General features: G+C 72.3%; 9 protein-coding genes. All 9 read right to left on the bottom strand.

The genetic code is table 11. The annotated features are described in order from the left end of the window. Nucleotides 1-255: 255 nt before the first annotated feature. Nucleotides 256-1,188 carry a sporulation protein gene (locus tag ACGF3C_RS23820; RefSeq protein WP_393225272.1) on the bottom strand — a complete coding sequence of 311 codons (933 nt, stop codon included), beginning with the start codon at nucleotides 1,186-1,188 and terminating at the stop codon, nucleotides 256-258. Between the two features lie 124 nt (nucleotides 1,189-1,312). Continuing rightward, nucleotides 1,313-2,377: a hemolysin family protein gene (locus tag ACGF3C_RS23815; RefSeq protein WP_357231959.1), complete on the bottom strand. Its 1,065-nt coding sequence runs from the start codon at nucleotides 2,375-2,377 to the stop codon at nucleotides 1,313-1,315. Beyond that, a complete protein-coding gene (locus ACGF3C_RS23810) occupies nucleotides 2,374-3,729 on the bottom strand; it encodes a hemolysin family protein (RefSeq protein WP_357231955.1) in 1,356 nt (451 codons plus the stop codon). The genes ACGF3C_RS23815 and ACGF3C_RS23810 overlap by 4 nt, the downstream gene beginning before the upstream one ends. A gap of 184 nt (nucleotides 3,730-3,913) precedes the next feature. Continuing rightward, complete coding sequence (mnhG, locus tag ACGF3C_RS23805) at nucleotides 3,914-4,273, bottom strand: monovalent cation/H(+) antiporter subunit G (RefSeq protein WP_357231968.1); 360 nt, start codon at nucleotides 4,271-4,273, stop codon at nucleotides 3,914-3,916. Then, nucleotides 4,273-4,536 (bottom strand): monovalent cation/H+ antiporter complex subunit F, encoded by a 264-nt coding sequence (locus ACGF3C_RS23800; protein ID WP_357231952.1) that lies wholly within the window; start codon nucleotides 4,534-4,536, stop codon nucleotides 4,273-4,275. The genes mnhG and ACGF3C_RS23800 overlap by 1 nt, the downstream gene beginning before the upstream one ends. After that, a complete protein-coding gene (locus ACGF3C_RS23795; RefSeq protein WP_357231965.1) occupies nucleotides 4,533-5,099 on the bottom strand; it encodes a Na+/H+ antiporter subunit E in 567 nt (188 codons plus the stop codon). Before ACGF3C_RS23795 ends, ACGF3C_RS23800 begins: the two co-directional genes overlap by 4 nt. Before the next feature lie 41 nt (nucleotides 5,100-5,140). Then, nucleotides 5,141-6,646, bottom strand: a complete 1,506-nt coding sequence (locus ACGF3C_RS23790; protein ID WP_357231949.1) for a Na+/H+ antiporter subunit D — start codon at nucleotides 6,644-6,646, stop codon at nucleotides 5,141-5,143. Beyond that, a complete protein-coding gene (locus ACGF3C_RS23785) occupies nucleotides 6,646-7,125 on the bottom strand; it encodes a Na(+)/H(+) antiporter subunit C (RefSeq protein ID WP_357231946.1) in 480 nt (159 codons plus the stop codon). Before ACGF3C_RS23785 ends, ACGF3C_RS23790 begins: the two co-directional genes overlap by 1 nt. Further along, complete coding sequence (locus ACGF3C_RS23780; protein ID WP_393225267.1) at nucleotides 7,122-9,956, bottom strand: Na+/H+ antiporter subunit A; 2,835 nt, start codon at nucleotides 9,954-9,956, stop codon at nucleotides 7,122-7,124. The genes ACGF3C_RS23785 and ACGF3C_RS23780 overlap by 4 nt, the downstream gene beginning before the upstream one ends. Nucleotides 9,957-10,924 lie beyond the last annotated feature (968 nt).

The raw sequence follows: 10,924 nt of genomic DNA, 5'->3' as shown, positions 1-10,924 counted from the left end.
GAGCCTGCGATCTTGCACTTTCGGTTGACGAAACGCGCGCTTTCGACTGATTTGTCGCCGCAGAAAGTGCAAGATCGCGGAGGTCAGCGACGTCGAGCCCTCCGCACGCGTCGATCTTGGAGTTGTGGTGCCTCACGAAAGGCGCGAAACGGGATGTTCATCCCACCACAACTCCATGATCGACCGACCGTAGGGCAGCGCGGGTCGGCGGCTCCGGGGGCGGCGCGGGGGGGCGAGGCAGAGGGCGGGGGGAGTTCACGTGCCGTCGCCGCCGCCGGAGCCGCCGCCTCCTATGCCGGCGCCGCCGGCTGTGCCACCGAGGCCGTAACCCGGTCGGATCGGCTCGTCTGGGTGGCGGCTGACGTGGGCCGATCCCGCGATCTGCGCGGACCAGTCGGCCTGTGCGGCAGCGGCGGCGTGCCGGTTGATCGCCTGGCGGATCCAGCCGTCCACCGTGGCGACCCAGTCCCGCCGGTCGGCGCCCTCGTGCCAGATCCGGAACCGGCTGATGCTCTGGTGGGTGATGCCGGCCAGCGCCAGCCGGCGGTCCATCCAGAGGATCGCCTCCAGACCCGCCGAGTTGGTCACGAAGATCAATTCCAGCTCGGTGATCGGGCCGGCGTAGAGCGGCCCCACCCAGTAGCCCCAGCGCTGGTGCAACGGCAGGGTGTGTTCCACCCCCGGCAACCCGCCCTCCTGCAACCCGGACTGGCGGATCATGAAGCCGAGGGTGTCCAGCGCCGCCAGCACGTGCTGCTGGGTGGGGATCGGGTGCACGAAGACCGGCACCATGGCCCCCTGGTCGAGATCGGGGTCGAGGGACACCTCGGTCCGCAAACCCATCCGCAGGCTCAGCAGCGGCACTCCACCGAAGGTGGTCACCGGGGTCTCCCACGGCAGCGGGAACGCGAAGTCGACAGCCCGTCGCCGACCGGCCGGTACGACGAACCGGCCGGCGATCGGCAGGTCGAAGAACTGCATGAGACGCCGGGGCGCGGACGGGTCGTCCGGCTCGACGGTGGTGACCAGGCCGAGACGGATGTGCCGCACCAGCACGTTGTCCGGGCCGGCCGCGAGGGTCACCCGCCCGGGCAGGCGCAGGCCCGGTCGGGTACTCGGGTTGGGCAGCGTGGTCTGCACGGAAAGCCCGGTCCCACCGGACGCCGGGGACACTCCCGTCAGCCGCACCGCACGCCCCCTCCCCGGAAGGGGCCGTGCCGGCCCCACTCGGCGCGCCTACCCGGTCGGGGTGTACCTCAAGCTTGCCGCGCCGGCCCGGCCGCGCCTCCTCGGCGCGGCCGGGTCGTAGGGGTCAGCGCAACCGCCGCCCGCGGGGCACCGTGTCGGTCTCGTCGTCGAACTCCCCGATGACCTCCTCCAGGAGGTCCTCCAGGGCCACGAAACCGATCGGCCGGGCCGGGCCACCGCCGTTGCGGACCAGCGCGAGTTGTGACTGCCGGGCCCGCATCGCCGCCACCGCCTCGGTGACCGAGGACGTCGCGGGCAGGGTGAACGCGGGGGTCATCAGCTCCCCGGCGCTGGCGACCCGTCCGGTGGTGACCACCCGTACCGCCTCCCGGACGTGCACGAGCCCGCACACGTCACCCGCCTCGTCGAGCACCGCGAGCCGGGATCGGCCGCTGTCCCGGCTGACCTCCTCGATCCGCTCGGCCGGGTCGTCGCGGCGAACGGTGACCATGGTCGCGAACGGTTCCATCACCTGCGCCACCGACGTGCCCTGCAACTCCAGCATGCTGGTCAGCAGTTGGTGCTGCTCGGCACCGAGCAGCCCGTGCTCCCGGGACTGCTCCAGCAGCATCCGCAGCTCGTCCGGGCCGTGCACCTGGGCGAGCTGGTCCTGCTGATTGACGCCGAACAGCCGCAGGATCGCGTTGGCCAGGGCGTTCAGCGCGGAGAGCACCGGCCGGGAAACCCGGGCGAAGGCGCGGAACGGCAACGCGAGCAGCGTCGCCGAGCGCTCCGCGTCGGTGATCGCCCACGACTTCGGCGCCATCTCCCCCACCACCAGGTGCAGGAAGGTCACCACCCCGAGGGCGAAGACCAGGGCGATCAGGTGACTGGCAGCGTCCGGCAGACCCACCGCGTGCAGCAGGGGGCTGAGCAGGTGCTCGATCGCCGGCTCGGCCAGCGCGCCGAGACCCAGGGTGCACAGCGTGATGCCGAGCTGCGCGCCGGCCAGCATCAGCGACAGCTCGCGGACGCCATCCAACGCGGCCCGTGCCGCCCGGCCACCGTTCGCCGCCGCCTGCTCCAGGCGGTAGCGCTTGCTGGCCACCAGGGCGAACTCGGCGGCCACGAAGAACCCGTTCAGCGCCAGCAGGATCACCGAACTGAACAGTGCGATCCCGGGGCTCATGCGGTCACCTCGGGTTTGGTCAGCTGCAACCGCACCGAGTCGGCCACGTGCCGGTCCACGGCCAGCACCTCGACCAGCGCCCGGGGCTCCGCCTCGTTGACCTCGCCGTCCGCGCCCTCGGGTTGCAGGCTGATCTCCAATCGGTCACCGACCTCGGGCACCCGGCCCAGCTCCCGCATCACCAACCCGGACAGGGTGTCGTACTCGGGGGCCTCGGGCAGGGCGATGCCGGTGCTGTCGGCGACCTCGTCGATCCGCCAGCGGGCCGGCACCACCCAGGACCCGTCGTCCTGCCGGGCCGGTGCCCGGTCCGGTGGGTCGTCCTCGTCGCGGATCGGGCCGACCAGTTCCTCGGCGATGTCCTCGAGCGTGATGACGCCGGCGAAGCCGCCGTACTCGTCGACCACGCACGCCATCTGCCGGTGCCCGGCCCGCAGGCGGTCGAGCACTGTGGGCAGGGGCAACGTCTCCGGTACGAGCAGCGGCGGCCCGGCCACCGCGCTCACCGGTGTGGTGGCCCGCTCCCCCGGGGGTACGCCGAGCACGTCGGCGATACCGACGATGCCGAGCACGTCGTCGACGCCCTCCGCACCGCGTACCGGGAAGCGGGAGTGGCCGGTGTCCAGCAGCTCGACCACCCGGCTCACCGGCTCGTGCGCCCGGACGGTGTGCACGTCGACGCGGGGCACCATGGCCTCGCCGGCGGTCAGCTCGCGGAAGTCCAGACCTCGGTCGAGCAGCGTGGACATCTCGGCGTCGAGGCTGCCCTCCTCGCGGGACTCGGCGATGATCTGCTCCAGGTCCGCCGGGGTGGCGCCGCTGGGCAGTTCCTCGATCGGTTCGATGCCGACCCGGCGCAGCAGCCGGATCGACGCCCGGTCGAAGAGCCGGATCAGCGGTCCGGCGACGGCCAGGTAGATGAGGGTGGACCGGCTCAGCGCCCGAGCCAGTTGCTCGGCGCGCGCGATGGCCAGGTTCTTCGGGGCCAGCTCACCGAGGACCATCTGCACGATGGTGGCGATGACCAGGGCCAACGCCACCGACAGCGGCAGACTGACCGCCTCGCTGACGCCGGCCACGCCGAGGAGGTCGGCGAGTCCGCCGCCCAGGTACGGCTCGGCGACGTAACCGACCAGCAGGGCGGTGACGGTGATGCCGAGTTGTGCGCCGGAGAGCATGAAGGAGAGCCGGCTGGTGACGGTCAGGGCCCGGGCGGCGGCCGGATCGCCGTCGTCGGCGAGCTGGCGCAGCTTGCCCCGGTCCACGGCGACATAGCCGAACTCCTGCGCCACGAAGTAGCCGGTGGCGGCAGTGAGAACAATGATCAGAAGGAGACCAACGACGATCAACACGGGTTGCTCAGGGCTCCCGGGGTCGTCGGTACGGGGATATGCCGGGCACGACCCGGCTGGCTACTGCTGCCCTCCTGGGCAGAAGAGTCGATCATGCCGCTATTTTATCGGCGCTGGCTGGGACTCCGCTGGGGGTGGGCCGAAGGAGCGGATCGTCCGGTTCACCGGAACCGCGCGGGGCCGTTCACGCCGGGCCCGCCGATCCACCACCTGATCCGCGTTCGGCCAGCTCATCGGCGTCGAGCAGGCTCCGGTCAAGGCGCCCCGACCGGTACGCGGCCCGCCCGATCATCTGCGCCGCGACCGGCGCGGTGGCCAACTGGAAGATCGCCACCAGCAGGATCATGCCCAGGTCCGCCGGGGACCGCAGCCGCAACGCGATGCCCAGCAGCAACAGGAGCACCCCGAGCACCTGCGGCTTGGTGGCCGCGTGCATCCGGGACAGCGCGTCCGGGAACCGCAGTACGCCGATCCCGGCGGCCAGGGCGAGCAGCGCACCGGCCACCAGACAACCGGCGCCGAGCCAGTCCGCGATCGTCGCGATCACTGCTGCTCCCGGACGGCGAAGCGGACCAGCGACACCGAACCCACGAAGCCGAGCAGGGAGAGCGCCACCAGCACGGGCAGCGTGGTGGCGTGCCGGTTGACCGCCGCCTCGGCGCCCACCCCGGCGACCATCGTGGCGAGCAGCATGTCCGCGGCGATCACCCGGTCGATCAGCGATGGGCCACGGTAGAGGCGGGCCAACGCGAGGAGCGCGGTGACCGACAGCAGTGCGGTGAGGACGACGGCCAGGAAGGTGGTCACGGGCGGGTTCCCCTCTCGGGTGAGGTGACGTCGAGTCGGCGCAGTTCGCTGGTGGAGCCGATCGCGCGGACGATTCGCCGCTCGACGGTGAGCGTGCGGGCCCGGGCCACGTCCAGGTCCCTGGGGCTGTGGGTGTCAAGGACGTGCAGGTAGAGAGTTCCGGAGTCCCGGTCCACTTCGAGGATCAACGTGCCCGGCACCAACGAGACCGCCTCGGCGGTGAGCGCCAGGTTCAGGTCGGTGGCCACCCGCAACCGGACCGCGATGATCGCCCCGTGCGGACGGTAGCCGGGCTGCACGGCGATCCGGGCGATGTGCAGGCTCGCGCTGACCAGCTCGACGGCGAACCGGCCCGCGAACACCAGCAGCGCCCACGGTCGCAACCGGCCACCGAAGCTGACCGCCGGCAGCGGGTAGAACACCAGCACGGCCGCACCCACCAACAGGCCACCGATCAGGTTGGCCCAGTTGACGTCACCCCAGAGCAGGATCCAGACCACCACCAGCCACCCGAGCGCCACCGCCTGGTCCCGCCAGCGCCCGAGCCGGCCCCGCCCCACCATGGCGGGCCCGGGGGTGTCGGGAGCCGGCTCCGGGGGGCCGGTCACGGCACACCGCCCGGCAGCACGGCACGGACGTACGGGGTGCGCAGCCGCAGGTCCGAAGCCGCGTCGGTGGTGACGTCGAAGAGCGGACCGGCCAGCACTGTCAACGCCAGCCCGAGGGCGACCAGGGCCACTGTGGCGCCCACCATCAGCCTCGGCAGCTGGATCACCGGCTCGCTGGTGGCCAGCCGGGGCGCGCGCCAGAAGGCGATGTTCCACACCCGGGACGCCACGTACAGGGTGAGCAGGCTGGTCAGCGTGCCGGCCGCGACCAGCACCCCGGGCAGCGGCCCGCCGGCGGCCACCCCGGCCTGGAGCAGGCCGAGCTTGCCGAGGAAACCGGAGAACGGTGGTACTCCGGCGAGATTCATGGCCGGGATGAAGAAGAGCACACCCAGCAGCGGCGCCACCCGGGCCAACCCGCCGATACGACGCAGGTCGGTGCTGCCGGCACGCTCCTCGACCAGGCCGGCGACGAGGAACAGCGTGGTCTGGATGGTGATGTGGTGCACCACGTAGAAGATCGCGCCGGAGAGGCCGGCGACGGTGCTCAACGCCACCCCGAAGATCATGTAGCCGATGTGACTGACCAGGGTGAACGAGAAGAGGCGCTTCAGGTCGGACTGGGCCACCGCGCCGAGGATGCCGATCACCATGGTCAGCCCGGCGACGACCATGAGCAGGATGTGGGCACGCCCACCCGGAAACAGCAACGTCTCGGTACGGATGATCGCGTAGACGCCCACCTTGGTGAGCAGACCCGCGAAGACGGCCGTGACCGGAGCCGGTGCGGTGGGGTAGCTGTCCGGCAGCCAGGCCGACAGCGGGAAGACCGCCGCCTTGATCGCGAAGGCCAGTAGCAACATCAGCTCCAGGGCCAGTCGGACACCGCCGGGCAGGTCGTCGAGACGCTGGGCGAGCTGGGCGAGATTGAGTGTGCCGGTGGCCGCGTACACCAGACCCACCGACGCCAGGAAGATCATCGAGGAGAGGATGCTGACCACCACGTACGTCGACCCGGTCCGGATCCGGGTTTCCGTTCCCCCCAGGGTGATCAGCACGAAGCTGGCGGCCAGCAGGATCTCGAACCCGACGAAGAGGTTGAACAGGTCACCGGCCAGGAACGCGTTCGTGACACCCGCCGTGAGCACCAGGTACGTCGGGTGGAAGATCGACACCGGGGTCGTCTCGCTCGTCTCGCTGCGCCCCTGGCCCACCGAGTACAGCAACACGCACAGCGTCACCGCCGACGAGACCACAACCATCAGCGCGGCCAGTTGATCGGCCACCAGGACGATGCCGACCGGCGGCGGCCACCCCCCGACCGCCACCACCACCGGCCCGTACCGGTACGCCTGCACCAGCAGCACCACCGCCACCGTGAGCGTGCCGCTCAGACACAGCACGCTGATCGCGCGCTGGATTCGGGGCTTCCCGGCCAGCAGCAGGGTCAGCGCCGCACCGAGCAGCGGCACCACCACCGGCAGCGGCACCAGGGCGCGCATCACGACTCGTCCCCGCGTCGTAGCCGTCGCCGGGCCGGCTCGGGATCGACCTGTTCCGGGTCTCCGTTCGGGCCCTCGCCACCGTGATCGACCGTACCCACCTCGTTGCGTCCGGCCCGGCGGATGATCTGCCTGTCCTCCAGGTCGTCGGGCACCTCGTCGTCCCCGGACAGATACCAACTGCGGTACGCCACAGCGAGCAGGAACGCGGTGAACCCGAAGGTGATCACGATGGAGGTCAACACCATCGCCTGCGGCAGCGGGTCGCTCATCCGCTCCACCGGACCCGTACCGACGATCGGCGCCCCACCCGACCGCCCGCCCAACAGGATCAACAGGTTCACCCCGTTGCCGAGCATGATCACCCCGAGCAGGATCCGGGTCAGGCTGCGCTCCAACAGCAGGATCACCCCGCACCCGACCAGTACCGCGACGGCGAGCACCAGCACCAACGTCGGCCCCGCACCGCTCGCCGTCATGCCCGGTCCCCCTTGTCGACGGCCAACCCGCCGCTGGCCGTTCCAGTGGCCTCGATGTGCCGGTCCACCTCGGCACCGAGGCTGCGCAGGATGTCCAGGACCAACCCGATCACCACCAGGTACACGCCGATGTCGAAGAAGAGCGACGTGACCAGATGGGCGTCGCCGATCAGTGGCAGGGTTCGGTCGACCTTCGCGCTCTCCAGCACCGACCCGCCGAGCAGCAGCGCCACCACGCCACTGCCCACCGCCATTGCCAGCCCGGCGCCGAGAATCGCGCCAGCGCCGATCGGGGCCGCCTCGGTCAGCTCGTACCGGCCTCCGGCCAGGTAGCGCACCACCAGGGCGAGACCCGCCACCAGCCCGCCGGCGAACCCGCCGCCCGGCGCGTTGTGCCCGGAGAAAAGCAGGAACAGCGAGAACAGCACCACGGTGTGGAAGATCAGCCGGATGACCACCTCCAACACGATGGAGCGGCGCTCCTCGTAGAGGGTGGGGCCACCGCGCAGCCACACCGGCCGGCCGCGTCCGCCCTCCTCCTGCTCGGCGCCGGGCCGGCGCGGCCGCGGCCCGGTGCGGGAGCGCTCGAAGATCAGGCTGGCCACCCCGGTCGCGGCCACCACCAGCACCGCCAGCTCGCCCATCGTGTCCCAGGCCCGGATGTCGACAAGGGTCACGTTGACCACGTTGCGGCCGTACCCGTGCACCACCGCCAGATCCGGAAAGGCGGCGGAGATGTCCGGTGCCCGGCGGGCACCGACGGCGGTGAGGGCCAACCCGGCGGCCACCACACCCGCCGCCACCCCGATCACCCGACGGACCCAACGGGTACGGCGCAGCGGGCGGGCCGAGAACCGCTCCGGCAGGCGACGCAGCACCAGCACGAAGACCGCGATCGTCGCGGTTTCCACCAGGAACTGGGTGAGCGCCAGGTCGGGCGCTCCGTGCAGCACGAACAACATCGCCGTGCCGTAGCCGGTCATGCCCACCAGCAGCATCGCGGTCAGCCGGCGACGGGCGCCGACCGCCAGCACCGCCGCCACCGTGATCACCACGACGACCACCGGTTGCAGCGCGCTGTCCCAGAGTGGAATCCGCGCACGCCAAGGGCTGGCGGAAAGCATCGCCGCACCCGGCACCAGAACCAGTGTCACCAGGATGATGCCCAGATACTGCGGCAGTGAGCCACGCTGGGTCGCGCCCGTGACCTCGATGGCCAGCCGGTCGAACCGGCCGACCACCCACTCGTACCCCTGGTTGCCTCCCACCGGTGACCGGAGCCGGGCCAACACCGGGGCGAGCGGCCCGCGCGCGGCGAAGAGCAGACCGCCACCGACGAGCGCCAGCACGGACAGGCCGAGCGCCGGGGTCGGTCCGGCCCAGAGCGCCAGGTGCGCGTCGACACCGCCGAGCAGATCGGCGTACGGGCGCAGCAGGTCGTCCAGCACGCTCGCGGCCGGACCGGCGAGCAGACCGACACCGGCGAGCACCGCGGGCGGGACCAGCAGCGACGCGGCGATCGAACCCTGCGGGACCGGCGCCACACCCGGCCGGTCGGCGAACGCGCCCCAGAGGAAGCGGGCGCTGTACGCGACGGTGAGCACCGTCCCGGCGACCAGGCCGGTGAGGAGCACCGGCTGGTCGGTGAACGCCGCGAACACCGCCTCCTTGGCCACGAAGCCGACCAGCGGCGGCACACCGGCCATCGACGCCGCGGCCAGCACTGCGACCACTAACAGCGGCCGGGACCAGTGCCGCACCCCGGACAGCTCGCGCAGGTCACGGGTGCCGGCACCGTGGTCGATGATGCCGACGACCAGGAACAGCGCCGCCTTGAACAGGGCGTGCGACAGCAGCATCGCGGTGCCGGCCAACGCGGCGTCGGGCGTGCCCGAGCCGGTCACCGCCACCAGCAGGCCGAGCTGGCTGACCGTCCCGTACGCCAGCAGCAGCTTGAGGTCGGTCTGACGCAGCGCGGCCCACCCGCCGAGCAGCATGGTCGCCACGCCGGCGACCTGCACCAGCGGCCGCCACGGGCCGACCGTGGCGAGGACCGGCGCGAGCAGCCCGACCAGATAGACACCGGCCTTGACCATGGCGGCGGCGTGCAGGTAGGCGCTGACCGGAGTGGGTGCCGCCATCGCGACCGGCAGCCACGAGCTGAACGGCAGCACCGCCGACTTGGACAGCGCGCCGGCCAGGATCAGCAGCACGGCGCCCACCAGGTACCCGCCGCCGGGCAGAGGCTGCTCGCTGATCTCCGACCAGCGGTAGGTGCCGGCGTGTTCGCCCAGCATGATGAAGCCGACCAGCATGGCGAGTCCGCCCAGCGTGGTGACTGTCAACGCCTGCGCCGCCGCCCAACGGCTGGACCGCCGTTCGGTGCTGTGCCCGATCAGCAGGTACGAGAAGATCGTGGTCAGCTCCCAGCCGACGTAGAGCAGCAGCAGGTCGTCGGAGAAGACCAGCGCGAGCATCGCGCCCGCGAAGGCGACCAGGACCGCGACGAACCGCGCCAGCCCGCTGGAACCGGCGCCGAAATACCGGGCGCTGTAGACCAGCACCAGCGCGCCGACGCCGCCGATCAGCAGCGTCATCAGCCAGGACAGCGTGGTGAGCCGGAAGGCGATGTCGAGGCCCAACTGCCGGATCCACGGGTAGGTCTCGACCACCGCCCCGCCGTCGGCGACGGCCGGGGTGCGAGCCACCGCCCAGCAGAACGCGGCAGCCGGCGCGAGCGCCAGCGGGTAGCACGCACGCGGACCCCACCGGCGGACGAGCAGGGGCGCGGCGAGAGCCGCCACGAGATGGAGGATGAGCAGTACCAGCACCTGCGCTCCCGATCGACATGGCCGACGCCCGTGGCAGCGGTGGCGCCTAGCAGCGATCAGACGCCAGTTCCTCCCCCGCCGGGCGGTTTTGCCAGAATTCGCCCCCCAAGCCCCAACCCCACCCCACCCCGACCCCACCCCCGACCCCCAGCCCCAACCCCTCAGCCCCAGCCCCAACCCCAGCCCCAGCCCCAGCCCCAGCCCGGCAACCTCCCCCGCTCTCTCCCCGCCCTCCCCCGCTCGCGCCGATCTTGCAGTTTCGGCTGTCGACTCGCGTGGAATGTCCGCTATGCCACGACAGCAAGTGCAAGATCGCGGGGAACGAGCAGCGCACCCCGGTCGATCATGGAGTTGTGGTGCCCGGTTTGGTCTTTCACGGGGCACTTGTCACCCACCACAACTCCTTGATCGACGGGGGTGGGGCGGGGCGCGGGCAGGACGGGGGCACGCCGTGGGGCGCGGACCGCAGCCAGGGGTAGGGGGCGCGGGGCGCAGGCGGGGTGCGGCGCGGGGAGCGAGCGGGGCACGGGGGTGCGGCGGTGGGGCCGTGGGGCGCGAGCGGGGCACGGGGCGCAGGCGGGGTGCGGCGCTGGGGGCGCGGGGCAGGGCACGGGCGCAGGTGGGGCGCAGGGCGCAGGGCGCAGGGCGCAGGTGGGGCGCAGGGCGCAGGGCGCAGGGCGCAGGTGGGGCGCAGGGCGCAGGTGGGGCGCAGGGCGCGGGTGGGGCGCAGGGCGCGGGTGGGGCGCAGGGCGCGGGCGGGGCGCGAGGCGCAGGGCGGGCGCGGGGCGCGAGGCGCAGGGCGCGCGCAGGGCGCGAGGCGCAGGGCGCGCGCAGGGCGCGAGGCGCAGGGCGCGCGCAGGGCGCGAGGCGCAGGGCGCGCGCGAGGCGCGAGGCGCAGGGCGGGCGCGAGGCGCGGGGGTGGGGGTGGGCCGGTGACGCGAACTTTCTGATTGACGGGGGTGGGGTGG

Source organism: Micromonospora sp. NPDC047762 (assembly GCF_043204655.1).
Lineage (GTDB): Bacteria > Actinomycetota > Actinomycetes > Mycobacteriales > Micromonosporaceae > Micromonospora.
The sequence above is the reverse complement of the archived record's forward strand: the minus strand, read 5'-3'. Positions and strand labels throughout refer to the sequence as shown.

Bases quoted from the DNA above. Each gene is read 5' to 3' on its own strand.
- ACGF3C_RS23785 (WP_357231946.1), bottom strand. From the start codon at position 7,125: ATGACGGCGAGCGGTGCGGGGCCGACGTTGGTGCTGGTGCTCGCCGTC.
- ACGF3C_RS23795 (WP_357231965.1), bottom strand. From the start codon at position 5,099: ATGGTGGGGCGGGGCCGGCTCGGGCGCTGGCGGGACCAGGCGGTGGCG.
- ACGF3C_RS23790 (WP_357231949.1), bottom strand. From the start codon at position 6,646: ATGCGCGCCCTGGTGCCGCTGCCGGTGGTGGTGCCGCTGCTCGGTGCG.
- ACGF3C_RS23815 (WP_357231959.1), bottom strand. From the start codon at position 2,377: ATGAGCCCCGGGATCGCACTGTTCAGTTCGGTGATCCTGCTGGCGCTG.